General features: G+C 61.8%; 23 protein-coding genes. 7 read left to right on the top strand and 16 right to left on the bottom strand.

Translation table 11 applies throughout. From position 1 onward, the window contains the following. Position 1 precedes the first annotated feature (1 nt). The 5 genes from L0U82_RS37695 to L0U82_RS37715 all read right to left on the bottom strand — a co-directional run bounded on the left by L0U82_RS37695 (position 2) and on the right by L0U82_RS37715 (position 6,804). On the bottom strand, positions 2 to 1,072 hold the full coding sequence (locus tag L0U82_RS37695) for a hypothetical protein (protein ID WP_233838920.1): 1,071 nt from the start codon (positions 1,070 to 1,072) through the stop codon (positions 2 to 4). 100 nt (positions 1,073 to 1,172) lie between these two features. After that, positions 1,173 to 2,729 carry a class I adenylate-forming enzyme family protein gene (locus L0U82_RS37700; protein WP_233838921.1) on the bottom strand — a complete coding sequence of 519 codons (1,557 nt, stop codon included), beginning with the start codon at positions 2,727 to 2,729 and terminating at the stop codon, positions 1,173 to 1,175. 197 nt (positions 2,730 to 2,926) lie between these two features. Further along, positions 2,927 to 4,366, bottom strand: a complete 1,440-nt coding sequence (locus L0U82_RS37705; protein ID WP_233838922.1) for an MmgE/PrpD family protein — start codon at positions 4,364 to 4,366, stop codon at positions 2,927 to 2,929. A gap of 544 nt (positions 4,367 to 4,910) precedes the next feature. Continuing rightward, a complete protein-coding gene (locus L0U82_RS37710; protein WP_233838923.1) occupies positions 4,911 to 6,164 on the bottom strand; it encodes an allantoate amidohydrolase in 1,254 nt (417 codons plus the stop codon). A 322-nt stretch (positions 6,165 to 6,486) separates the two neighbouring features. After that, complete coding sequence (locus tag L0U82_RS37715) at positions 6,487 to 6,804, bottom strand: hypothetical protein (protein WP_233838924.1); 318 nt, start codon at positions 6,802 to 6,804, stop codon at positions 6,487 to 6,489. Positions 6,805 to 7,225: 421 nt separating this feature from the next. Between L0U82_RS37715 and L0U82_RS37720 the strand changes: the two genes are divergently transcribed. From L0U82_RS37720 to L0U82_RS37740, 5 genes are all read left to right on the top strand, one after another. After that, complete coding sequence (locus tag L0U82_RS37720; protein ID WP_233838925.1) at positions 7,226 to 8,386, top strand: ring-opening amidohydrolase; 1,161 nt, start codon at positions 7,226 to 7,228, stop codon at positions 8,384 to 8,386. After that, positions 8,383 to 9,336 carry a hypothetical protein gene (locus tag L0U82_RS37725; protein WP_233838926.1) on the top strand — a complete coding sequence of 318 codons (954 nt, stop codon included), beginning with the start codon at positions 8,383 to 8,385 and terminating at the stop codon, positions 9,334 to 9,336. The genes L0U82_RS37720 and L0U82_RS37725 overlap by 4 nt, the downstream gene beginning before the upstream one ends. Then, on the top strand, positions 9,314 to 10,378 hold the full coding sequence (locus L0U82_RS37730; RefSeq protein WP_233838927.1) for a Bug family tripartite tricarboxylate transporter substrate binding protein: 1,065 nt from the start codon (positions 9,314 to 9,316) through the stop codon (positions 10,376 to 10,378). Before L0U82_RS37725 ends, L0U82_RS37730 begins: the two co-directional genes overlap by 23 nt. Before the next feature lie 60 nt (positions 10,379 to 10,438). Then, positions 10,439 to 10,840 carry a tripartite tricarboxylate transporter TctB family protein gene (locus L0U82_RS37735; protein WP_233838928.1) on the top strand — a complete coding sequence of 134 codons (402 nt, stop codon included), beginning with the start codon at positions 10,439 to 10,441 and terminating at the stop codon, positions 10,838 to 10,840. 95 nt (positions 10,841 to 10,935) lie between these two features. After that, the gene (locus L0U82_RS37740; RefSeq protein ID WP_233838929.1) at positions 10,936 to 12,441 is read left to right on the top strand and encodes a tripartite tricarboxylate transporter permease; all 1,506 of its coding nucleotides are present in this window, start codon (positions 10,936 to 10,938) and stop codon (positions 12,439 to 12,441) included. Positions 12,442 to 12,470: 29 nt separating this feature from the next. On the opposite strand, the gene L0U82_RS37745 is transcribed toward L0U82_RS37740, so the two are convergent. Beyond that, entirely contained in the window at positions 12,471 to 12,620 is a 150-nt protein-coding gene (locus L0U82_RS37745; RefSeq protein WP_233839454.1) for a hypothetical protein, read from the bottom strand. On the opposite strand from L0U82_RS37745, the gene L0U82_RS37750 reads away from it, so the two are divergent. Next, on the top strand, positions 12,582 to 13,952 hold the full coding sequence (locus L0U82_RS37750; protein ID WP_233839384.1) for an amidohydrolase family protein: 1,371 nt from the start codon (positions 12,582 to 12,584) through the stop codon (positions 13,950 to 13,952). The two genes, L0U82_RS37745 and L0U82_RS37750, sit on opposite strands and share 39 nt — an antisense overlap. 23 nt (positions 13,953 to 13,975) lie before the next feature. Here L0U82_RS37750 and L0U82_RS37755 read toward each other — a convergent pair whose 3' ends face one another. Further along, a complete protein-coding gene (locus L0U82_RS37755) occupies positions 13,976 to 14,845 on the bottom strand; it encodes a helix-turn-helix domain-containing protein (RefSeq protein ID WP_233838930.1) in 870 nt (289 codons plus the stop codon). Between the two features lie 377 nt (positions 14,846 to 15,222). Between L0U82_RS37755 and L0U82_RS37760 the strand changes: the two genes are divergently transcribed. Further along, on the top strand, positions 15,223 to 16,413 hold the full coding sequence (locus tag L0U82_RS37760) for a porin (protein WP_233838931.1): 1,191 nt from the start codon (positions 15,223 to 15,225) through the stop codon (positions 16,411 to 16,413). A 31-nt stretch (positions 16,414 to 16,444) separates the two neighbouring features. Here the strand turns inward: L0U82_RS37760 and L0U82_RS37765 are convergent, their stop codons facing one another. From L0U82_RS37765 to L0U82_RS37805, 9 genes are all read right to left on the bottom strand, one after another. After that, positions 16,445 to 16,675, bottom strand: coding sequence for a hypothetical protein (locus L0U82_RS37765; RefSeq protein ID WP_233838932.1), 231 nt, complete (start codon positions 16,673 to 16,675; stop codon positions 16,445 to 16,447). A 140-nt stretch (positions 16,676 to 16,815) separates the two neighbouring features. Beyond that, a complete protein-coding gene (locus L0U82_RS37770) occupies positions 16,816 to 18,066 on the bottom strand; it encodes an MFS transporter (RefSeq protein ID WP_233838933.1) in 1,251 nt (416 codons plus the stop codon). Between the two features lie 864 nt (positions 18,067 to 18,930). After that, complete coding sequence (locus L0U82_RS37775) at positions 18,931 to 19,812, bottom strand: isocitrate lyase/PEP mutase family protein (RefSeq protein WP_233838934.1); 882 nt, start codon at positions 19,810 to 19,812, stop codon at positions 18,931 to 18,933. Positions 19,813 to 19,873: 61 nt separating this feature from the next. Further along, positions 19,874 to 20,500, bottom strand: a complete 627-nt coding sequence (leuD, locus tag L0U82_RS37780; RefSeq protein WP_233838935.1) for a 3-isopropylmalate dehydratase small subunit — start codon at positions 20,498 to 20,500, stop codon at positions 19,874 to 19,876. Then, on the bottom strand, positions 20,497 to 21,957 hold the full coding sequence (leuC, locus tag L0U82_RS37785; protein WP_233838936.1) for a 3-isopropylmalate dehydratase large subunit: 1,461 nt from the start codon (positions 21,955 to 21,957) through the stop codon (positions 20,497 to 20,499). The genes leuD and leuC overlap by 4 nt, the downstream gene beginning before the upstream one ends. An 83-nt stretch (positions 21,958 to 22,040) precedes the next feature. Then, positions 22,041 to 22,817 (bottom strand): ABC transporter permease, encoded by a 777-nt coding sequence (locus L0U82_RS37790; protein ID WP_233838937.1) that lies wholly within the window; start codon positions 22,815 to 22,817, stop codon positions 22,041 to 22,043. After that, on the bottom strand, positions 22,814 to 23,572 hold the full coding sequence (locus L0U82_RS37795; RefSeq protein WP_233838938.1) for an ABC transporter permease: 759 nt from the start codon (positions 23,570 to 23,572) through the stop codon (positions 22,814 to 22,816). Before L0U82_RS37795 ends, L0U82_RS37790 begins: the two co-directional genes overlap by 4 nt. Further along, positions 23,569 to 24,432, bottom strand: a complete 864-nt coding sequence (locus L0U82_RS37800) for an ABC transporter ATP-binding protein (RefSeq protein WP_233838939.1) — start codon at positions 24,430 to 24,432, stop codon at positions 23,569 to 23,571. The genes L0U82_RS37795 and L0U82_RS37800 overlap by 4 nt, the downstream gene beginning before the upstream one ends. A 7-nt stretch (positions 24,433 to 24,439) precedes the next feature. Then, positions 24,440 to 25,441, bottom strand: coding sequence for an ABC transporter substrate-binding protein (locus L0U82_RS37805; protein WP_233838940.1), 1,002 nt, complete (start codon positions 25,439 to 25,441; stop codon positions 24,440 to 24,442). Positions 25,442 to 25,453: the final 12 nt, after the last annotated feature.

Genomic DNA, 25,453 nt, shown 5'->3' on the forward strand with positions numbered 1-25,453 from the left:
CTCACCAGAGCCAGCGGCCCGTATCGCGGATCTCCCAGACCTCGGTGAGATCGTGTCCGGTACCGGTCTCCGCGCGGCTCACGGCGATGCGGCCATTCAGCATGCGCGTGGCCACGACCTGAAGCTGGAAGAACGCCTCGCGCAGCGCGAGCGTCGGCATATTCAGAAACGGCTTCGGGCCGGCGACGCTCAGCGTCAGATGGCCCGTCGCGATCTGCCGCTGTTCGACGGACTGTCCGCATGCCACCGCGAGGCGCGTGAACAGCGTGGCCACCGCGGCAACGTCGTTGCCCGTCACCGACGCGGCGTCACACAGCGCCGGAGTGAACTGCACCGCCACGCACGCCGCCGCGGTCTCGCACAGATAGGCAGCGGTGCGCTCGCCGAACATCGCGCGCAACACGCCGACCAGTTCGTCCAGATACCCTGTCGCATAGTTGCGCGACGCTCGCGCGAGACGCAACGCGGACCACTGCCCTTCAGGCAGTTGCGGCGCTTTTGCCGGATCGAATTCGGGAGACTCGGACACCGCCTCGAAGCGGACACGCTCTTCGGGTTTCAGATCGTGGTCGTATTCGTAGAAATAGCCTTCGTCGTATGGCTCGCCAAATGCGACGGTTTTCGTCAGCACCCAGCCGAGCCGCGGACAACCCATCAGTTCGCCATTGCGCGGATGCCATGTCGACAGGATGGTCCGGCGTAATGCGATCGGCGCCATCAGCATGGCCATGCCAGGGTACGAGCCGAGCGGCGCGAGATAGCGTATCCACACCTTCTTCGGTGATTCCTCGATGTAGTGCAGACGCAAGCCGCCGATCGTGTTGCTCAGATAGTGATACTTGGCGGCGCGCACAGCGGGCGGTTCGGTATCGAGAATGCCGCACTTGCGCGCGCCTTCCAGATACTTGTCCGATTGCTGGCCGAGCATTAGCCGCCGCCAGACTTCGCTCGCTACCTCCTCGCCTTTTTCGCGCAGCACGATGCTATGAATGCCCGCATGCAGATACCAGCGCAGTGTGCCGTTCAATTCGCATTCGGCAATGCGCGCGGCCTGGTCGTCGTCAAGTGTCATGTGAGGTCTCGCTCGGATCGTGTAAGTCAGGTCGTGAGAGGTCGGGCCGGTTGGCCGCCGCTCGCTCGTACCGGTAAACGGAAGCGATGCTGGGCGGCGCTCACGCCTTCTCGCCGTCCCAGCAATCGGTGATCGATTTCGATAATTCCTTCTTCTGGATGCGCTCCGACGGCGTCTTGCTGAACGCGTCGACGAAGGCGACGAAGCGCGGCACCTGGAATGACGGCATCTTCGGCTTGCACCACGCGATCAGGTCGCGCTCGTTCAGCGTCGCGCCGGTCGAGCGGCGTACGAAAATTTTCAGATCCTCGTCGTTGAACTCATTGACGACGCCAACCAGTGCACTCTCCTCGACTTCGGGATGGGCATTGATGACGCGCTCCACTTCCCACGCCGAAATATTTTCGCCACGCCGCCGCACCGAATCCTTGATGCGGCCTTTGAATATCAGATGGCCTTCGTCGTCGAGATAGCCGCGATCGCCGGTTTGCAGCCAGCCATCGAGGACGAGCCCGCGCGTCGCCTCGGGGTTGTTGAAATAACCCGCCGTCAGAAGACCCGGTTCGAGTGCCTTCACGACGACCTGCCCTTCGACGTTCGCCGCGACCGGCTCGCCGGTGTCGATATCGACCACGCGCACGTCGAACCACGGGATCGCCGTGCCGACTGTACCGATCTTGTTGTCGAGGTTGATGGTCGCGAAGCTCGAGGTTTCGGTCATGCCGTAGCCTTCGCGAATCTCGACACCGAAGCGGTCCTGAAACACGTTCCACGTCTGCACCGGGCAACCGCCGCCCCATGCGATCCGCACCCGATGGTCGCGGTCTTGCGGCGAGGGCGGCTGACGCAGCAGCAGTTGCAGTACGCCGCCGACAAAGTGCATATGCGTCGCGCCGCACGCGCGGCATTCGTCCCAGAAGCGCGACGCGCTGAAACGCGCGGCGATCGCCAGCGTGATCGGTTCCATGATGCCGATCACGAGCGTTTCGCTGCCGGTGACGTGATAGAACGGCTCCCACAGATAAAACACGTCATGACGCTTCAGATCGGCAATCAGGATGCAGCCGAGCGCGGTGGCGCGCACCATTTTCTCGGTGACCATCACCCCCTTCGGCATGCCCGTCGTGCCGGACGTGTAGGTCAGAAACAGCAGATCGTCGGGCTGCGGACCGCCATGCAGCGCGGCGGTGTCGCGCTGCACGAGCAGCGCTTCGAGATCGCGATGCGCGGCGGGCGCGCCGTCAGGCACACCGCGATGCCAGAACACCTGCGACAGATGCACGTCGTCGAGCACCGGCAGCACCTGCGCGGCGAGCGCCGTATCGGCGATCAACGCTTTCGGCTGCGAATGTTCGAGCAGGAATTGCAACGATGCGCCCGTGTGCTTGACGTTGACCGGCACCTGCACGAGCCCGGCCTTGATGCACGCGAAAAACAGCAGCACATGTTCCAGCGAATTCGGCAGCATCAGACAGATGCGGTCGCCGCGTTCGAGCCCGGTTGCGAGCAGCGCAGCGGCAAGCGCGTCCGTGCGCCGGTCCAGCTCCGACATCGTGAGGCTTTGGCCTTCGAACGTGCAGTACACGTGCTCGGGCTGTTCACGCGCACGCTGGCGCATCAGTTCGGGGATGGTCGGCTTGCCAGTCAGATATTGCATATGCGCTGTACCTCGGGCAGAAGTCATGAATCGTTGGATGAATCGATAGTGCCTGACCAGAATCGCGTACTGTCGCTCCGAATGCGCCGCGCGATGCGCCAGGTGCGCCAGGTGCGCCGCGTATCGTGTGCGGCGAGGCACGCGACATTTGCGTCGGCTCGCGTTCGCTTGCGTCTGCTTGCGCGGAAGCCGCGCCGTCAAATCACGCGTAACGCGCCGACGATCGGCTCGATATCGCTCAGCGTGTCGACGTTCATCACCGCCTCGATCAGTGCATCGGCACGCGCGCTGTCGAGGCCGCAGGCGATGCGAAATTTCGCGATCACATCTTCGTCCGACCACGCGGTATCGCGCTCCCACGGGTCGCCCAGCGCGAATTCCGTTTCCGCCGTGAAGGTTTCGCCGCTCGTCAGCGTGATCGTGGCGCGCGCCGGCATATTGCGCACCTGACCGTGCACGATGTGCTGCGAGAACGCGTTCGCGCGGTCCCAATGCGACACGGTGACCTTGTTGCGCAGCGCGACCACGCGGGGGTCGTCATCCTGACGTTCGTCGAGCCACGCGGGACCGACCGGCACGTTCAGCAACAGCATCGCGACCGCATGCGGGATGCTGAACTGGCGCGCGCAGAACGTGCGCGGCGTCGGATTGCGAAAACGCGGCGTGCACAGCAGCACGTTGGTTTCGATCAGCACGGACGCGATCTTCGCCACATCGACACCGGCACCGTGGCCGGCCCAGTCGAGCGCGGTCAGCGGCTGATGCGTCCAGCGGCACGTCGGCCACGGCTTGTACGTGATGTCGGAAAGCATCCAGCGCGAGCCGAATCCGCCGATCAGCGTATCGGGATCGAAGCTTTCGGTGCCGCACATGCGGATCAACCCGCGATCGCCGTCGAAGATCGTACCGAAGCCGGTCGCGCCGAGCGCCGCCGATTGCGCGGCGAACACACCAGCCAGCGACGCCCATCCGGCATCCGCGTATTTGCAGTCCGGCAGGTCGGGCGACTCCGACCATTTGCTCATCACCGGCAGCGGCGCGTTCGATCCGGCGATGCCCAGCGTTTGCCGCGCGAGCGCAGCGTCCTGGCCCAGCAGCTGGATTGCGACGCCCGCGGCCGCGAATACCACCGATGCGCCGAAACTGTACAGATCGGGATAGCCCGTCACGAAGCCGTCCTCGATGAACATCGGCGGCCCGCTGGCGCTCGCGACGCGCCCGCCGAGCTCGTATCCGGTGATCAACGCCTGCAGCAGTTGCGCGCCGGTGGCGCGCCGCGCTTCGCCGAGCGCGAGCGCGGCCACGACCGCGCCAACGCCGAAGTGATGGCCGACGGGAAACGTCTCGTCGAGATCCATGCAGTTGGCGAGCCGTCCGTTCGCGTACAGCGCGGCGGCGAGACTCGCGCGCTCGCGCCGCCCGGCAATCGAAGCGAGGTTGCCGGCGCCGAGAAAATCGGCCATACCGTAGGCGATCGGCGCGATACGCGTGTGGGTCGCCGCCAACATGCAGCCGATCGAGTCGAGCAGCAGACGGCGGGCGTCGGCTTTCACACCGTCCGGAACGTCACGCACGTCGAGCGTCGAGGCGAAATGCGCAAGCGCACCGGTGAGATCGGTCGTCGCGGTGTCGTTCATCCGGAATGTCCTTAGCGTTGATGGCTTGCGTCTCGCCAACGTCGAACAGGCACGCCGTGATCATTCCAGCCGGCGCTTGCCGAAGCCGGATGCGAAGTCCTCGCTTCGCTTCGGCTCGACGGCGTCGGCGGATTCGCACGGATTCGCACCTGTCTGTCAATGGATGTTAATGGCATCGCGAGCACTGGCGCCGCTCTCAACGCGTCGCCCGATGCTCCCGATGCGACATCGCAACCACATTGCGACACCATCACGCCGGCGCTATCGCCGGTTCGAGCAGGCTGATGCAGGATGGCGCGGCGACGGGCCGTGCCTGCCGATGCGAGGGTGGCTCAGAAGGATTGTTTCGCGTGGCCGCAGGCGGTGTATCGGCATCGCCGCAGCAGGCAAGTCGAGCTTTCGCAATCGACCAGATCGACTCGACAATTGAAATAGCACAATACGGTGCGAAGCATCTCATCGCAACGCAGATGCAGGTGCATATCGTCCGGGCGACGAATGGTGATCGATTGAGTCATCAAGGTTCCTCAATCAATGCCAGTCGTCAAAGACACTCGATAGTGCGAGCAAGCACGCGTACGCCGAGCATGAAATCATCGATTTCCATCGCTTCGCGCGGGTTATGGGATCCGTTGTCGTTTCGGATAAACAGCATGCCGCTGGGAATGCCGGCATTTGCGAACAACGATGCGTCGTGTCCTGCGCCGCTGGGAACCGTCTCCCAACGTATTCCGATGTGATCGCATGCGCGCTCGAACGCCTCGCAGATTCGTTTGTCCATGACTGCCGGTGCGGACTCGATGGCCCGGTCGAATTCGAATGTCACACCTCGCTCGCAGGCGATCGACGAGCACTCGCTCCGCATGAGCTGATAGAAGCTCTCCAGTGTCTCCCGAGACTCGCTTCTCGCCTCGAAGCTGAAATTGACCGTTTCGGGAATGCGAGAAATCGAATGAACAGCTGGATCGGTTTCAATGATTCCGGCCGTGACAACCAGGTCGATGCCCCGTTCGAGCAACGCGCGCCAATGCTCATCGAGGCGAGTAATAAGCTGCGCTACCGCGAATACCGCATCGTGCCGCAGCCAACGGGGTACCGCTCCGGAGTGGCCGGCCTGCCCGATACAGGTCACGCGTTTGTGTCTGACATTACCGCGAATGCCGGGTACGATGCCGAGAGCAATCTTGCGCGCGACCATCACCGGTCCCTGTTCGATATGCAATTCCAGGTAGGCTTTTGCCTTCGTTTTATCGAACAACACTTGCTGGGCCGCGATAGCGACGGTATCGGCTCCAACGTCTTCCATGTAACCTGAAAGTGCCTGGCCCGAGGTTCGATGCCTGAGCTGCAGGTCGTCCGCGGAAAGCTTGCCGAATATCGCGCTGGAACCGACATATGCCCTGCCGAACCAGGCGCTCTCCTCGCCGCGCAAAGCAATCACGCGCAATGCGGTTTGTGATCCCATGCCTCTTTGCTTTTGTGCAACGAGACACAAAAGCCCCGCCACGATCCCCGCCAGACCGTCGAAATTGCCTCCCCGCGGAACGGAATCCATATGCGATCCAACCCAGACAGCCGGCTGTTCCGGGCCGACGCCCGAAAGGCTGAAGACGAGATTCGCGGCACGATCGACCTCGACGCGCAGGCCCTGCTCCTCGGCGAATCGTCGCAGATAGTTCGCCGCGGCGGTCTCGCCACTTCCATAGCTATCACGGGTGATGCCTACACCATCGAATGAGAGTGCTCGAATGTCATCGAACAGCTTTCGCGCAAGTTCGGCGAGATCGACGATTTCCATAAATCTGTCATTCACTAAATTGAGCCGACGACAATCGGGCATTGACGATGAGCGACCACGCTGAGGATCCGTTTCTCGCCGAGCCTCAACGCGGGAACCACGCGATCACGGTAATAACGCCAGATTTATAGTCAAATATTTGCATTAATCTATAAAATAATACGATCGCAAGGTGTTCCGGCATCCCCGATACCAAAGACGAGGGGTAGCGACCGACTCTTTCTGCCAACGGTTCCGCCGAGGCGGACGTAAAACTCGCGAGGATAGTCAGTCGTCTTCGCGACGACTGACCGAGAACTCCTTACGCCCGACGCAATGCAAACTACTTTAGGGACGCTCGATGAGCGGCAAAATTGTTGAGTGCGTCGACAAATGCGGTATCGGACTCACCACTTGCCTTCTTCAGCGCGGTTGCGTGCGCTCGCATCTCCATCAAAAACTCATGGACGAGCTCCGCACTGACAGCGGTATCCGCATGCATATCGACGAACTCGGCGATACGCTCGGCCAGCAAAACAAGCGCCGCGGAGTCGCGTTCGGCGCGTTGAGCACCGGACCAGCATTGCTTCGCGAATTCCCGGAGTTCCGAGAACCCTGCCCGATCGCGTTCCAGCCACACAGTCGCAAGAAGTAAGTCCATGTCGTCACCTTTTTCTAAAAAAAAAGATTAGCTTCATCGACGCGGATTAGCAATATCTGTCAAAAAAGACCCAGCTTACGAAGGGCCGCGCGCTCAAACACTGAGCGCGCCAGCACCGCTTCTATCGATGCAACAGCATGCATGTCAATGAGATTCCCCATTCATTTTTGACGCAGGCATGCTGTACGAATCTGGCCCGCCGGAGCACACGCGAGCAGGCAGACGAGCAGCGGCAAACGGGCACTACGTTGGACAGTACGCGAGGCCGGCGCGGCAGCTTTTTTGGTTGCTTGACATAGTCTCATAAAATATCCAGTATCTAAAAAATATGCACAAACAGCGGCGTGCCGCCCGATGAGAAGACCGGCGCACACCTCCTCGCTCGCGGGTGCGTCGTTGATACGGGAAGGAGATCGGGCGGATGAGTATTGGTGTAATTCGATTTGAAATGTCGACGCCGGCAGACTGCGCGGCGTTATTAGCCGTGCTGGAAAGCATCGATGCCAGAAGAGCGTCGCGGCTCGCCATCATCGCCAAAACCGAAGGGACAGCCACGGTTAACGATTTCGGACGCTCGCTCGCGACGCTGGCCATACAGACCGCGCTGGAGCGGGCGAACGTCACCGCGCCGTGCCAGGTGATTCTGTCGATGGGTTGTGAAGGGATCATCACGCCGGGCGGATATTTGTTTGTCGACATGCCCGAGCGCGATGACGGTATCGAAGGACTTGCGCTCGGCATGGCGTATTCCGATCCGATGGCGCCGTCGGATCTCGTCAACGATCGACACATCGCCATTACTCGCGCCACTGTCGACCGAGCAATCGCCGATGCCGGAATCGGCGCGAAAGACGTTGCATTGGTCTTCGCGAAATCACCTCTGCTTACTCACGCAATGGCCGCCGGTTTGCCTGCCGAGGCGCGCGAGCGTGCCAACAGATCCTCGGCGGCCAGAGCCGCGGCGGCGCTCGGCATCGGCGTCGCGCTCGGCGAGATCGCAGCCGATGCCGCCAACAGTGCCGCAATCGGCAGACGCGCCGATCTGTACTCGCGTCGCGCGATGGTGTTCTCCGGAACCGAGACCGCGCGCACCGAGATCATCGTGCTCGGCAATCGTCCCGGTGAACACCAGAGTGTTCGAAGCGGTCTGTTCGCCGATTTGCTGGACGTCGACAGCATGGCGGCAGTGATCGCCGGAACTTCCGGCGAGCCATTCCAGGCCGTCCGTCGAATGAAATCCGGCGGCCATCTCGCGGCCGTCTTCCTGAAGGCCGGTCTTGCCGCCGACGGAAAACTACGCGGCAACCGGACCACCGTGTTCTCCAGCGAAGTCGATCCCGACAAGCAGATGAGAGCGGCTGCCTCAGGCGTGTTGGGATCCCTGCTGGGTGACACGCGAATGTTCGTGTCCGGCGGCGCGGAACATCAAGCGCCGATGGGAGGCGGAGTACTGGCTGTTATCTCCGCAAGCGAAACCCCGTGGGGCGGCCACGACCAGATCGCGTCTCGAACCTCTGGCCCGCACGCAGCAGCGATTCACCCTGGTGCCGCTCGCACTGACACATCGATAAACCACAAATGATCAAAATCATCGAAGACCAGGAAGTTCAAACCCTCGTGAATTGCGCGGACGCATTCGAGGTAATCCAGCAGTGCTATCGGGACGTTGCCTGCGGAAGAGCGTCGGTGTCGCAGCCGTCGGCCATGACGCTCGCCAGTGTCGCGGGCGCTCAGGCGACGTTCAAAACCAAAGGCGCGATTCTCGACAATCTGAACGTCGCCGGATTTCGGCTGGTTGCCGACTCCAATGTTTTGTTGGGCGATGGTACTTCCTATGTCTACCTGATGAGTCTCGACGCCGCGGCGCCCATCGCTTTCGTTGGAGAGAACTGGTTGCACAGGTTGCGTACGGCGTCGAGCGCGCTGGTCGCCTGCCGCAAGCTGGCTGCACCCACGGCATCGACACTCGCACTGATCGGAACCGGGCGAATCGCGGAGCAGTTCGTTCGTATCGTCGATTCGCAGTTCCCGGGCCTTCGCATCATTCTCAGCTCGCGTTCGGCCGAGCGTGCCCGTAGCACCGCGCAGCGATGGAGCGCACTGACGTCGAACGAGCTTTCCGCGGCGAACAGCATTGCCGAGGCCGTGGCCGCGGCGGACATCGTGGTGACGTTGTCCGATGCCGACGAGCGCCTCTTCAAGGCGACCGATCTCAAACCCGGCGCGCTCGTCTGCTCGCTCGGCGGCCAGCATGAGTTCGACGTCGACGTGCTCGAGGCCGCGGACAAGTTCGTTGTCGACGAAATTGATTTCGTCTGCAATGCCGGAAACGGCGCTCATTGGATTGAATCCGGACAGATCACACGCGAACGAATGGAGCAACGAGTCGACGCGACGTTGGGTGAGCTGTTGTCGAGCAACCAGCCTCGCACCGGCAACGGCATCGTTCTAGCCATCGTGCAGGGCATGGCCGTTTGCGACATTGCGTTGGCGAAGCTCGCCTACGATCGTGCGATCGAGCGCGATCGTTGAGCCCCAGGCAAGCCCCGACCTCTACCGTCAACGCTCCAGAATCGTTGCACGGGTTTTCTCGACCGGAAATCGAATCATGACCAAATTGCTTCTGTCGCGCCGTCGCCTGCTGAAGGGAGCCACCGCGCTAGGCGCCATGGCGGCCCTGACGCGCAACGTCAGCTTTGCTGCTTCTACCTATCCCGAGCACGATCTGCGCTGGGTCATCTATCAGGCGCCCGGTGGCCTGATCGACGGATCGACGCGTGCGCTGCAGCCGTTCCTCAAACAGCATGGATTTTCCAGCACCGTCGATTACGTGCGTGGTGCATCCGGCCGTATCGCCCGCACCCAACTTTATCGCGCCCACCCCGATGGACTGACGATCATGACTGAAGCCAGCCCCGAGGAGGTGCTCGGCGAAGTCATCTACGGCGCTGAATACAAGGTTGCGGAATTCCAGCCCGTATACGGCTGGTTCCGCAATGCGTTCAACATCTGCGTGCTGAAGAATTCGCCGTTCAAGACATTCGCCGATCTCGTCAACGCGGCAAAGTCGCGCAAGGTGACGATCGGCACGCTCGGCAAAGGCGGTCCGAGCCACTTGCAGATGGCGATACTCAACAAGCAGTTTGGCCTGAAACTGCAACTGGTTCATTTCGACGGCGCCGCGCCGGCCTATGCGGCCGTCGCCGGCGGACATGTCGATGCCGCGATGGGCGGCTCGACTTCGGTCCAATGGTCGAGCACGGTGAATTTCCTCGTCGTCTTTCGCAACGGGCGCGATCCAGCTCTGCCGGACGTTCCCACCGCCAAAGAATGCGGTTACGACATCGTGCCGGTCAACGAGGTGATCTATGCGAACGCCGGCCCGAACGTGCCCGCGGACCGGATCAAGAAGCTCTCCGACGCCTTCGCCGCGGCGCTGGCCGACCCGGCCGCGATCGAGGCGCAAAAGAAGCTCGGCATTTTCATCGCGCCGATTACTCCGGCGGAGCTGCGGCAGTCGATCAAGAGCCTGTATGCGCTGGTCGACGAATATAAAAGCGATCTGCTCGGGTAAGCGAACACCATGTCCCAGCAAAACCGGCATCCGGCTCCGGCCCTCGGCGAGCGCATTTTCGTGGGCGTGATCGGACTGGTGTTCGTGATCCAGTTCGGCCTGGCGATGTCATACCCGGCCGACCCACGGCTCTTTCCGCTGATCGTTGCCGCGATCGGTGTGAGGCTCGCCATCGCGACGCAGATTCGCGGACGCGAAAAAAAGCCGCCGCGGGCGCCGGAGCCGATTGCCCCGAGGCGGCTGGCGTTGGCACTGATCGTGCCGCCGCTGTACGGCGTCGTGCTTTGGGCACTGGGCTTCTGGATGGCGACGATTCTGGCCATTCCGGCACTGTCGCTTCTGCTCGGATATCGCCGCTATTTTCTTATTCTGCTCGTCACGCTCGGCATGGCCCTCGCTGTCGGCCTGCTTTTCCCCGTCGTCAATATCACCGTTCCGCAGCCCGCGTTGTTTGCCCACTAGTTTTGCGCTGCGGTGCGCATTGCGATGCCGGCCGATCCGATCCATTTTGCGAAAACTGATTCAACCATGTTCATGCGTCAAGGGTGGTGAGCACTATGTTGCATCTCCTTCTCAACGGCCTCGTCACCGCATTGCAATGGCACAACCTGGAGGTCATCGCACTGTCCACGCTGCTTGGTTTGTGGATCGGCGTGATTCCGGGTTTGGGACCGGTAATGGCAATGGCCATCCTGTTCCCCTTCACTTTCTTCATGGAGCCGCTGGCTGGCCTGCTGATGCTGGCCAGCATCCATGTCGCGGGAACCTATAGCGGTTCGATCAGTGCCATTACGATCAATGTTCCCGGCGATCCGGCATCGGCGGCGACTACGTTCGACGGCTATGCGATGGCCCGTCAAGGCAAGGCGCGCGTCGCGATGGGCATCTCCATCACTGCCTCGTTTATCGGTGCGCTGGTCGGCTCGTTCACGCTGATCGCCGCGTCGAAGCCGCTTGCCGCGGTCGCGCTGCATTTCGGACCGGCCGAGAACTTCGCGCTGGCGGTCCTCGGCCTGTGCGTCGTTGCCGCCGCATCGACCGGCTCCACCAGCAAGGCGTTGTTGATGGGCGCACTGGGCCTCGCGATCAGTTTCGTCGGCACCGACGATGTCCTCGGGTATCCGCGCTTCACGTTCGGCTTTGTCGAGCTCGAATCGAAGATCGGCTTCGTCCCGGTGCTGATTGGTTTGTTCGCGGTCGCGGAACTGATGCATCTGATGGTGGCTGGCGGCAAGATCTCCGAAAGCGGCCAGTTGCACGGCCGTCTGTCCGATGGTGTCCGCGAGGTATTCAGGCACCCCGCCGCGCTCGCTCGCGGCTCGCTCATCGGTGTGATCTGCGGCGTCATCCCCGGTGTGGGCGCGGTCACCGCCAACCTGCTCGCGCACATGTTCGAAACTCGGGTCGCGCGCGAGCCTGGACGTTTCGGCAAGGGCGCGCCGGAAGGCATCATCGCTCCGGAAGCATCCAATAACGCATGCGTCCATGCGGCGCTGATCCCCACGTTGACGCTAGGCATTCCGGCCAGCGGCGGCACCGCGCTGGTGCTGGTGGCGGTCACGATTCACGGATTGCGGCCTGGCCCGATGCTGTTTTCCAGCCAGCCCGACCTCGTCTACGGGTTCTTCGCCGGCATGCTGGTCGGGGCTGTGCTGTTTACCGTGTTCGGTCTGCTGTTCGCGCGATGGCTCGCGTTGATCACGCTTGCGCCCGCCCCGTTGCTCGTTCCGTGCCTGCTGGTCGTCAGCCTGATCGGCGCTTACGCCTATAACCAGAGCTTCCTCGATGTCGCGTGGGCAGTCATCTTCGGCGTGGTGGGTTTCATGGCACGGCGATACGGATTTCCTGTCGTCGGGCTGGTGATGGGACTGCTGCTCGGCGGGTTGACCGAGACCTCGTTCCATCAGTCGCTCGAAATCAGCGACGGGTCCTATCTGATCTTTCTGCAGCAGCCGATCGCCGCGACGATCCTCGGGCTTGCCGCCTTGCTGGTCGTCGGATCGGGCCTGCTGGACGCACGCTCACGCAAGGCCCTGAGCGTGGCGAATCTCGACGAGGCATAAACATGAACAACGCAATGAAACCTCTACTGCTATCCGGTGCTCGCGTGTTCCGGCACGACGGTGACCTCGACAAGCCGGCGGTCGCCGACGTGCTGGTCGTCGACGGCAGAATTCAGGCAATTGGTCCACTGGCAGCAAACATGCGCAGCGACGCCGAGGTGATCGACCTGGCCGGCCATCTGCTCATTCCGGGTTTCGTCAACGCTCACTATCACTCGCATGACGTACTGGCGAAGGGTTGTTTCGAATCGCTGCCGCTCGAGCAATGGGGATTGATCGCCGGGCCGATCGCCAATCATCGCAGCCTCGAGGAAATCCGCCTGCGCACGCTGCTTGGCGCGATCGAGGCCCTGCGCAACGGTGTCACTACAGTGCAGGATTTCAGCTCGTTCGCGCCGATGGAGGATCGCGTCGTCGACACGATCCTGGATGCGTATCGCGAAGCCGGACTGCGCGTCGTTTATTCGATCACGGTGCGTGACCGTTCGCAGCTCGCGACCATCCTCGATGCGCGAGAAGTGGTACCGCCGGAACTCCATGCACTGGTCGGCGAACACGCCGAGGAGCCCGCAGGGCAACTGGCATTTGTCGAAAAGCAATTGTCGCGGGTGGGCGACCGGGATGGCATGGTGATCTGGGCGCTCAGCCCATCGGCGCCGCAGCGCTGCTCACCGCAATTGCTTGCGGGAATGGCCGAACTCGCGAACAGACATCGCTTGCCCGTCTACACGCACGTGTACGAGTCGCGCTCACAGCGCATATTCGCTCAGCGGCACTTCGCGCAGCACGGTGGCTCCGTGATCCGCTACATGGAGGAGCATGGTCTCGTTGGCCCGCACGTCAACATTGCGCACGGCGTGTGGCCCGATGACGCCGAGATCGGGCATCTGGCGCGCACCGGCACCGGCGTGGTTCTCAACATGCTCAGCAACCTGCGGCTGCGCAATGGGGTTGCGCCCATCGCGGCATACCGGAACCTCGATGTTCGACTTGCGCTTGGTAGCGACAATTGCAGTTGCTCGGACATTCACAGCATGTTTCCCGTGATGAAGATGTACTGCCTGCTGGGCGGGATCAGCGACCCGAACGAAGCGGCGCCCCTCGCGGCCGAAGCGATGAGGCTCGGAACGTCCGGCGGCGCGCGCAGCGCCGGCAAGGACGATGAACTGGGCGCCATCGAGCCGGGAATGCGAGCGGACCTCGTAGCGCTCGACCTGAACGATCCGGCGTACCGGCCGCTGCATAGCGTGGTCCGCCAGATCGTCTTTGCGGAAACCGGCCGCGCGGTGCGGCATGTCTGGGTCGACGGCCGTCAGGTTGTGCGTGACGGGAAATCGGCCTGCGTCAACGAAGCAGGTCTTATCGAGGACATGACGCGCCTCATGCCGGCAGTCATCGAGAAACTCGATCGGCTACGGGCCGATTCCGACAGGCTGTCGCCGTTTTTTGCGGAACTTCAGCGCAGGGCATGGGCGCATCCGGTTCCGTACAACCGTTATCTGCAGCGCTAAAGGTTGCCGCGCAGGTATCCGGATCAGGAGCGCTGCAGCAGTTCACGGAGCAGCGCGGCGCCCTCCTTGCCCTTCGCCGCTCCCGCCCAAAGCTGCTGGATCAGCCCTCTGTACATGTTGATCGCATCCGGAGATGTCGTGATCGTCGCGATGCCACTTCGTATATTGGGCATCTCGCCCAGGCGGAATGGCGACACCGCGACATGCGTTTTGCCAGCTTCTTCGAAGATCTGGAAATTCTCGTTCGGCACGTTGTCGCTGACGATACCGATCTGGATGCCGACGGGCTCGCTCTCGATCAACTCGATCATGTGCATCACTTCATCGCGAGCCGCAATCTTACGTTCGAGCTGTTGACCGGGCGGCAGATTCAACTTACCGACCAGACCATGGTGAAGGAACTGCTCGACTTGACGCAGTCCGATCAGGCTCAAAACACCAGGGCGTGTTGCCTCGAAGCTCTTTCTGCGCTCGCTCAGAATTTCCAGCACCCTGTCGACCTGATACTTCGAAGCGTCATCGACCAACGCTTCCGGCACGTTTTCTTCCAGCATCTTCCGCAGGAAGCCGCTGTAGGCCCGCGACGTCAGCAGGAAAGAAATCGGATCGAAGTTCGCCAGCACTCGGACACAGCGACTCTCCAACTGGCGCATCCGCTCGAAATAGCTGACCGCGTTGTTGTGATACTCGGCCTCGATACCGAGCAGATTCTGCAGACTGACACCAAGCAGGTTGGCGAGTCGGCCTAGTGTTTCTATCTTGACGATTTCGCCGCGCTCGAGCTTGTACACCGCGGCGCGGGAAATGTTCAATCTATCCGCAATGTCGTCGGAGCGGAGCTCTTTGCCCAGGCGATACGCACGCAGGCGCTCCCCGATGTCCGCAAAGTCCACTGAGACGGGTGCTGGCTCAACTTTTGGGCCGCGTTTCGCCACTATTCGTCCTGTATACAAAAATAAATCAGATTATAGCGTCCGGGCTATAAGAGGAAAAGAAAGATCCGACAACGCGTGTCGTTCGGGCTTTTGGGCGACATCGTTATATATTTTTTTATCATTGTCGTTTTTTTTGAACGATGGCAGCATCAATTCGTGGAACGGGTGATACGGCCGTTGACCTCACCGCGCGCAGAGAAAGCGCATTCGGCGGAGGGCAGCTGAATTTTCAACCTTCGATCATTCCGCGAAGCAACAGGTTTGCGACTGTTCCAAATGGGTGGAGTTTCGGCAAACGCATGAGCATTCCAAATCATTAAAATTGGAAAATACAAATGAAAAGAAATTCAATGGCGGCAGCGATTCTCGCGGCATTTGCGCTGCCCGCCTATGCACAGAGTAGCGTGACCCTCTACGGCGTTATCGACGAGGGTCTTCAATTCAACACCAATGCCAAAAACGTAGTGAACGGCCACAACGTTGGAGGCAGACTGTGGAACCTCGATTCGCTCTCGGGCCCATGGGGCAGTCGCTGGGGTATCCGCGGAGTCGAAGACCTCGGCGACGGGCTAAGTACGGTCTTCGCTCTTGAATCCGGCATCAACATCAATTCCGGCGCGTTTGGACAAGGCAACACGCCCTTCGGGCGCCAGGCCTACGTCGGCCTGCGCAGCCGGCACTACGGCGGCATCCTGCTAGGCCGGCAGTACGACAGCATCGCCGATTACGTCGGATCGTTCACCTTCGGTCTGGCCGACTACGGCAATGCATTGAGTCACCCGGGCGATCTCGACAATGCGGCACACAATTACCGCATGAACAATTCGATCAAGTACACGTCCCCGGACCTGAACGGTTTGACTTTCGGCGGACTGGTCATGGTCGGCGGAATCGCCGGCTCGGTATCACAGAATAGCGGCTATTCGCTTGGCGCCGGCTACCACCGTGGCCCGCTGGCCCTGGGTGTGGCTTATCAGATGTTCAAGAATCCTTCCAGCATCGGCGGCGCATTGAATGGCAACGCAAACGCCGTCGCGCCAACCAGCACGTCGATTTTCGGCTCCATCAATTCGGGCTACCTGAGCGGCGCGCATCCTGCAACGTCATGGCAGGTTGCCGGCATCGGTGGGTCGTACAACTTCGGTCGAATGCTGCTCGCGGCTGTCTATTCGAACATCCGTTACGGGAACATCGGTAACTTCAATGGAGCGACGGCGACGTTCAACGATGTGGAAGTGAACGGAATGTACCGGTTCACGCCGACGATGTTCGTGGGGCTCGCCTACAACTATATGAAGGGCAACGCGGTCTCGGGAGACATCGGCGACCAGACGTATCACCAGGTTGAGGGGTTTGCGGATTATCTGATCTCGAAACGTACGGATGTCTATCTGTCTGCCGCTTATCAGCTCGCGCGCGGGACCAACTCGTTAGGCGCACCGGCTGTCGCGAACATTTCACTGCAGGGTGACTCGTCAAATGACCGCCAGGCGCTTTTCCGCGTCGGCATCCGTCACAAGTTCTGAAGCACCGGCGGGCGACTGCCCGCCTGAATCGTTACCCTGCCGCGATGGTTGATCTTGCCGCGCCCGGAATACCGGCCGAACCCACTACGCCGTCGTGCGCCTCGTCGACACGAGGCGCCGGATTACCGGCCCGCGGTTTTGGGGACTCGCTCCTGATCACGAAAGCACTTAGGCAATCCGCCGCAATGGCTTCACGATAATCAAGCGCGAAGGCCGCCCGCGCGGGCATGACTGCATTGCGGGGCGGCGCGACGATGACCATTGCGGCCTCGTCATTGGCAGGAGCGGCGTGGCGCCAGTGGCAAGCCACGCTTGCGGTGCTTCGTTCGTTGCAAGCAACGTACATCGCGTCATTGAATCGCGGCGGGCGGCTCGATATCCTTCGATCTGCCATGAACCACTTTAATCCAGGGCTTTACCCTTCAGCTCCGGAATCAGGAATAGTGTCGCGATCATATCGAGCACATAGAGACTCGCCAGCAAAGCTATTGCAATCTGAAACGAGTAGCGGGATGCGAGGGAACCGACCACGACCGGACCGAAAGCACCCACCGATCTGCCGAGATTCCACAGAACGTTCTGCGCGGTAGCACGCGCCGCGGTCGGATAGACTTCGGACATCAATGCTCCGTAACCGCCTATCATCCCGTTGACGAACATGCCCATCAAGGCGCCAGCCCAAAGCATGACAGTGGGATCATTGAGGCGCGCATAAACCAGTACCATCACAACCGCGCCGAGTTGATAAAGCAGAAACGTTGGCTTGCGGCCAATGCGGTCGGCGAGGTTTCCGAAGATGCAAACGCCAACCATCATCCCAAGGATCGTTACGGCGGTCCACAAGCCTGATTTACCGAGCGAAAAGCCCATTTGTTTCGACAGGAACGTGGGTAGCCAGATCATGATTCCGTAGTAGCCGAAATTCTGCACGGCGCACAGTATGACGATCCCGATGCTGACGCGAGTCGTGCGGGCGTCGGCAACCAGTAGCCTGAATGTGTTCGGTTTCTTTCTCTCGGCGCGGGCGGTACGAGTGAACAGTTCGGGCTCGTGCAGCTTGCGACGCATGATCCACGCGCCTACGGCCGGCACCACGCCGATCACGAACATCCCTCGCCAGCCGATATGGGAAATAAGAAGCGGCGTCAGCACGGCAGCCAGAAGCACGCCACATTGCGCGCCGAGGGCGACATAGGAGGATACGCGCGCGCGCATGTTGGCCGGCCAGGCTTCGGCGGCAAGCGCCATGCCGATACCGAACTCTCCACCCAGACCAATGCCGGAAATGGTTCGATAGGTGAGAAGATCCCAGAAACCTCGGGCGAATGCGCAAAGGGCCGTGAAGATCGCGAAGACCAGAATCGTCCACGCCAATACACGGACACGCCCGAAATGATCGCTCAATGCACCGAAGATAAAGCCGCCCAGCACAGTACCGATCAGCGTCCACGTGACGAGCGCGCCACCTTGCGCGCTGGTGAGTCCCAGCGACACCGTGATAACCGGCATCATGAACCCGAGAATGATCAGATCGAACCCGTCCATCGCGTAACCGATGGCCGAACCGGCGAGGACTTTCCACGCATAGGCACTCACCTGCTCCCGCTCGCCTTCAGGGGTCTGCGCTACCGACGATTCCATATTTGCTTCCATGAGTATCCCCGAGCCATCAGGCTCCGCCGAAGGTCTCATCGACCATCTATTCAATAATCTATTTTTTTAGAACGCGTGCCCGCGACAAGGCCGTTTACAAGGAGACGACGCGAGCATTACAGCGGCACTTTTTCTACGTACCCAAACCTTCGCAATACAGCCCGCGAGCTCGCCAGGGGCGAGATAAACAGAACGATCCGACAACAAGGAGTGCCGCGATGCCAATGCCCCGCAAAACGGCAGGCCCGCTACCTTCCCCCGAAATCTGGCGGCCCGGCGCAACTGGAATTCCGGTAGCAAACATCACGAGCACTGGTCGAACGCCGTCGCGGAAACGTACCGCGGGCTCGCTGATATCGACACGAGCGAGCGGCATTTCCGGCTAGCTACGCGCGGCAAATAACACGGCGCAAGTCTGCTTGCGCGCATAGTCTACATATTTAGACTACCGGCAAGTCCCAGTTCTTGCAAGCCGAAAAAAAATCAATGGATGAGCCGATAGCCGACGTGCTGAATGGCCGTAGAGCGCGCGGATCATGTCGATGGCGGCAGGTCTCCGCGCGGAGTTCAACGAGTTTGACTGTCTGGAGAAACTGCGGTGATGCGGGCACCGGTTGCCGAGGTGCCTGGTTCTTGGTTCTTCCTGCCGCCAGAATATTTACCAGCCTCCGAAAGTGGTCACGTGCCTGTCGAACCTGAGCGGTCCCACAAGCACGTTTTTCAGCAAGCTCTTCCTGGTAGGAATGGGGTCGCTTGGCAGATACGCAACGACACGGTTTTCGTTCAGCTTGTGGTCCCCGCGCGACGCAGCCTGTTCGCCCTTCTTCGGCGAAGCGTGCTTCGCCTTATAACAGGACGCGGTCCTCACTTCACGTTCAATGCAAACCGCCGCTCCGTCTCCACCGCCTCCGGCAAACCAATAAACCGCTTGAAGTCATCGAACGTCGTCAGCCGATCGGCAACCGCCTCCGTCGTACCTTCCCGCATGAAGATATCGAACATCTCCTTGACCGCCTTATGCGCGGCCGTCATCGATTCGATCGGCGCCAGCGCGTACGCGAAGCCCAACCGATACGCTTCGTCCAGCGACACATAAGGACTCTTGCCGGTACGCGCCATGTTGAAAAGGATCGGCTTGTTCAGGTGCTTGAGCCGCCTCGTTAATTGCTGCATATGCTCGATACTTTCCGGCGCGTCAGCGTACAGACCGTCCGCGCCCGCCTCGGCGTAGGCTTCGAGCCGATCGCACGCATCGTCGATACCGGTGACCGCAATCGCGTCCGTGCGCGCGACGACGAAGAAGTCCGGATCGCGCCTCGCCTCCAGCATCGCTCGCAGCTTCAATTGCATCTCCTCGGTCGACACGAGTTGCTTGCCCGCAAAGTGTCCGCATTTTTTCGGCAACGCCTGGTCCTCCAGATGCAACACCGACGCGCCCGCTTCTTCCCATAGCCTGATCGTGCGCTGCACGTCGAGAATGCCGCCATAGCCGGTATCCGCATCCGCGAAAACCGGAATCGTCGTGACGCGACAAATGCGGCGAATATGGTCGAACATTTCGGTTTGCGTCAGCACGCCGACATCCGGCTCGCCGGCGACGACCGCCGCCGATGCGAAGCCGCTCACGTAAATCGCCTTTGCGCCGGCATTTTCGGCGAGCTTGGCGGTCAGCGCGTCATGCGCGCCGAGGCAGACGAACGGCGCGGACTGCTTAAACAGTGCGCGAAAACGGGCTGAGCGGCTCAAGACAGTTCTCCTTGCATGAAGTGGATGCTTCGATTTGCGATCATCAAATCATCGAATCGGCTTAGCGCGCGTCCGTCGGCCATGCCCACGGACGCGACTGCCGGTCGGCCGCGCGGAAGCCGTCGATCTGCTCGCGCAGCCGCAACGTCTGGTCGATCTCGTCGAGGCCTTCGAGCAGCGCGGCCTGTTGCGCGGCATCGAATGCGAACGCAACGGGTTCGAGCCCCGGCGCGCGGATTTCCAGTTTGCGTAAATCGACCTCGAACGGTGCGCCGCTCTTCGCGGCATCGGCGAGCGTCGCGATACGCGCGGCGTCGAGCACGATCGGCAGCAGGCCGTTTTGCAGGCAATTGTTGTAGAAAATGTCGCCGAACGAAGGCGCGATTACGCACTCGATACCTTGCTCCTCCAGCGCCCACACCGCCATCTCACGGGAGCTGCCGCAACCGAAGTTCTGCCCGCCAAGGATGATCCGCGCCTCGCGAAACGCCGGCTGGTTGAGGATGAAGTCGCCGCGCTCGCCGCTTTCTGGCCCGACGCCCTGATAACGCAGCGTCTCGAACAGCCACGGGCCGAGCTGGCCGCGCTTCAGTTGCGAGATCCGCTCGATGCGGATGATCAGGTCGGTGTCGACGTTGTTGCGCAACAGCGGCGCGGCAGCGCCGCGAATCAGCGTGACGGCTTTCATCGTTGTGCTCCAGGCGTCGATACGATCGAAGGGGTAGGCGCGACGATGCGCCCAGCGATCGCGCTGGCGGCAGCCACCGCTGGGCTCGCGAGATGAGTACGCGCGCCCGGTCCCTGCCGTCCGATGAAATTGCGGTTCGACGTCGACACGCAGCGCTCGCCCGGCGCCGCGATGTCGCCGTTGGCGCCGACGCACATCGAGCAACCCGGCTCGCGCCATTCGAATCCCGCATTGACGAATACCGTATCGAGTCCCTCTTCATGCGCCTCTCGCGCGACCGTCAGCGAGCCCGGCACGACCCACGCCTTCACGTTCGGCGCGACGTGCGCGCCGTTCACGACCCGGGCCGCCGCGCGCAGATCTTCGATGCGGCTATTCGTGCATGAGCCGATAAATACGCGGTCGATGCTCAGCTCACCGAGATGCTGGCCAGGCTTCACGCCCATATAGTCGAGCGCGTTACGCCATGCGCCGCGTTTGCCCGCATCCGCGACGCTATCCGGATCGGGCACGCACTGATCGAGCGACACGACGTGCTCGGGGCTCGTACCCCACGTCACGTGCACGCCGATCTCGGCGGCGTCGATATCGATCTCGCGATCGAAACGCGCACCGTCGTCGCTCGCGAGCGCGCGCCAGTCGGCCACGGCCCGATCGAACGCGTCGCCTCGCGGTGTATGCGGGCGGCCATGCAGATAGGCGAACGTCGTGTCGTCGGGGGCAACGAGGCCGAACTTCGAGCCCATCTCGATCGTCAGGTTGCACAGCGTGAGCCGGCTCTCGATCGACAGCGCGCTCACCGCGTCGCCCGCGTATTCGACCGCGTAGCCGGTGCCGCCCGCCGCGCCGACCCGGCCGATCAGATACAGGATCATGTCCTTCGCGCCGACACCTTCGCGCAACCTGCCGTTAAAACGCACGCGCATCGTCTTCGGACGCTTCTGGCGAATCGTCTGCGTCGCGAGCACATGCACCACCTCGGTCGAGCCGATGCCGAACGCGAGCGAACCCATCGCGCCATGCGTACAGGTATGGCTATCCGCGCAGACGAGCAGCGTGCCGGGCAGCGACAGGCCCAACTCCGGCCCGATCACGTGCACGATGCCCTGCTGGCCGCGCGCGCCGATATCGAAGATTGGAATCGCGTGATGCGTCATCTGCGCGCGCATCGCGTCGACCATCTCGGTGCTCCAGTCCGCGTCGCCGGCGCGGCGGCCGGGTTGCGTCGAGATCACATGATCGATGGTCGCGAAGGTCTGGTGCGGGCTGTCGACCGCGAGCGCGCGCTTTTCCATCACGCGCACTGCTTCGACGCCGGTCAGTTCGTGCAGCAGATGACGGTCGACCTGCAACAGGTCGATGCCGCTCGCCAGATGCGCGATCACGTGGCTGTCCCACAGCTTGTCGAACAGTGTGCGAGGCGTGCTGCTGGAAGATGGCGAATCGATGGTGTTCATGCGAATCTCCGTGATGGCGCAACGGCATGGCTCATGCATCGACCGCTAGAATCAATCACCAGCATGAGCCACCAAACCGATCGCTATGCGTCGCGCGCAAGCCGCTTTTGCCAGGCCAGAAACAGCAGATTGACGACCGTCGCGAACACGAACAGCATCAGCGCGAGCGCCATGATCGTGCTCGTCTCGTTACGGTTCATCGCGATCATCAGCAAACGGCCGATGCCGCTTTGCGACGCGAACATCTCGCCGATCAGCGTGCCGAGCAGCGTCAGCGAAAAGCCGATGCGAAGCCCCGCAACCACTTCCGGCAGGCACGCGGGCAATAGAATGTGCCGTGCGAATTCCGCCGGCCCGAGCCGATACGTATGCGCGGCGCGCGTGTAGATAGGCGGCATGTTGCGCACCGCATTCATCGTGAACAGCGCGATCGGGATGATGCCGTGGATCACGCCAAACACGATCTTGGCCCACAGTCCGAGACCGCACGCGAGCAGCACCACCGGATAGAGTGTGACCTTCGGAATCGAATAGAAGCCCATCATCAGCGGTTCGGCGACTTCGCCCGCGAGGCGCCGCGCGCCAAGCAGCAGGCCGCACACGACGCCGCCCACCGCCGAGATCAGGAACGCGGTGCCGAACGCGATCGACGTCACGCGCAGGCTTTCGGGGAAATCGACATCGCTGACGATGCGCACCGCGCGCAACAATGTGCGCCACGGTGTGGTCACCACGGTCGGCCCGAGCAGTTCGCTGACGATCTGCCACAGCGCCAGCAGCACGATGACCAGCACGACGCCATCGAGCCAGCGGCGCGCATGGCGCGGCCGCGACGTGTGCGAAACGACGATCGTGCTCATGCGCCCTCCCGCCGGATGCGCCGGTACAGACGCGTTTCCGCCGCGCGCAACAGGCCGTTGAGCGTGCCGACGAACACCAGCATCAATAGCATCAGGCCGTACATCGTCGGATTGTCGAACGCGTTGTACGCGAACGCGATCTGATAGCCGAAGCCGGAACCCGACAACACGAATTCGCCGGCCACCACCGCGATAAACGCATAGACGACGGTCAGCTTGATGCCGGTGAACACATACGGCAGGCTCGCCGGCAGCGTGATCAGACCGATCTCCTGCAACGTGCTCATGCGGCACACTCGCGCGGTTCTTAGCATCACGCGCGGCACGCGTTCGAGCCCGTTCAGCGTATTGACCGCCATCGCCACCACCGCGAAGATGAAGCCGATGCCGACCAGCGGCCAGCGGTTCAGTCCAAAGATCACGATCAGGATCGGATACAGCACGAACACCGGCACCGCGTAGTACGACAGCAGCAGCGGATCGAGCACGCGGCGCAGACGCGGCAGCCGGAACAGCACGACGCCGCCGAAGAAGCCGAATACGACCGCGAGCGCCACCGCGAGCAGCGCGCTGCCGAGCGTTTGCAGAATGTCGCTGGTGTACTCACCGGAGATCAGCAGATTCCACGCGCTCGCCGCCATCGCCGAGGGCGGAATGAACGACACCGGATTGATCCACGCCATGCGCGTAACGATCTCCAGCAGCACGACGAAAGCGACGACGATACCGATACGCCAGCGCGCGGCCACGCTCATGTCTGGCTCCCGAGCGCCTTCATCGCCTCGCCGCGCAGCAGGCCCCACACTTGCGCGGTCAGTTCGCCGAAGCGCGTATCGGTGGCGATCTGACTATCGCGCATGCGCGGCCAGTTCGTCTCGATCGTCGCGATGAAGCGGCCCGGACACGCGGACATCACACCGATACGATCCGACAGCAGCACCGCCTCGTCGATCGAGTGGGTGATCAGCATCACGGTCGCGCCGGTGTCGCGCCACAGCTTCAGCGTTTCATCGCCCATCAGCAGACGGGTCTGCTGATCGAGCGCGCCAAACGGCTCATCGAGCAGCAACAGGCGCGGGCGCACCACCATCGCGCGCGCGATGCACACGCGCTGACGCATGCCGCCGGACAGTTGCGCGGGATACGCGTTCGCAAATGCCTTCAGCCCCATGAACGACAGCGCGTGCTCGACCCGTTCGCGCACTTCGCCGTCCGGGATGCCCGCGCGACGCGCGGCGAACGCGGCATTGTCGAACACGTTGAGCCACGGAAAACTCGCGTCTTCCTGAAACACGACCGCGACACCGTCGGGCACCTGCCGCCCGACCTCGCGCCCTTCGAATTCGACCTTGCCACCGCTCGCCGGATTGAGTCCGGCCAGCACGTCGAGCAACGTCGACTTGCCGCAACCGGACGGTCCGACCACCGAGAAGAACTCACCGGCACGCAACTCGAAACTCAATGGGCCGAGCGCGTGAAACGGCGGCTTGCCGCCGCTGCCCGGATAGATGCGCGTGACGTCGGTCAGACGTGCCTCGATGCGCTCGCCGTCGCCGCGCGACGGCTGCCCCGGCACGACCGACATGCGCGCGCCCTTGCTGGCGAATGCGCTCATCGCGACCTCAGCCTTTCGAGCGCAAATCCGCCGGCAGCTGCGACTGGTCGACGATCTTCGACCAGTCGAACGGTCCGGGAGGAATCGCTTTGACGAGCAGCAGGCCCTTTAGCACTTCGTCCATGCTCGGCATGTCGAAGCTGCCCTCGCTCCAGTACTTCGGATCGGCGTTGAGCACATTGTTGATCGCCGACAGTGCGATCTTCGGATCCATCTTGTATTGGCGCGCGAGTATCTGCGCGCTTTCTTCGCGATGCGCGGCGATGTACTGCACGGCCTTGCGACGCGCGAGGATGATGCCGCGAATCACCTCGGGATGCGCCTTCAGATAATCGGTGCGCACTACGCCGACGGTTTGCGTTTCGTTCGGCACGATATCGCTCGAACGGAACGCAATCTTCACGATGTCCTGCTTCTCGCTAAAGGCAGGCTCGGTCATATACGCGACGTCGACCGCGCCCTGCTGCAACGACGTCAGCATGCCGCTCGAACTGCCTACCGGTTTGCGTTGCACCTGGCCCGTGAGCCCAGCGCGATCGAGTGCAATCGTGCTGATCGTGTCGGTGGTCGACTTCGGGCTGCTGTAGCCGATCGTCTTGCCCTTCATCTGCTTGATGTTGGTGATCGTGCCGTTCTTCGTCTCGACCCACACGAGATCGGCGAGGCTTTGCACGCCGCCGTGAACGATGGTCAGATCGACACCTTGCTTGATTGCGGAAATCGCCGCGGGCAGCGCCACTTCGCCGTACGGAATATCGGAGGCCATCGCGTTGCGCACGGTCGTACCGCCGCCTTCCGACGTGATGAAGCCGGTGACGTCGACGCCCTGCTCCTTGAAAAAGCCCTTTTCCAGCGCGACCGCGAACGGCACCCCGTACATGCCGTCGCCCCAGTGCGTAACGGTGAGTGGCGCGGCCTGCGCGGGCTGCACGAACGCAGCGCCGGCAACGGTGGCCGCGAACGCAGCCGTCAGACAGATACTTCGCGCGAATCGACGAATCGCCAACATCGTATGTGTCTC

This window comes from Paraburkholderia sp. ZP32-5, from assembly GCF_021390495.1.
Classification (GTDB): Bacteria; Pseudomonadota; Gammaproteobacteria; order Burkholderiales; family Burkholderiaceae; genus Paraburkholderia.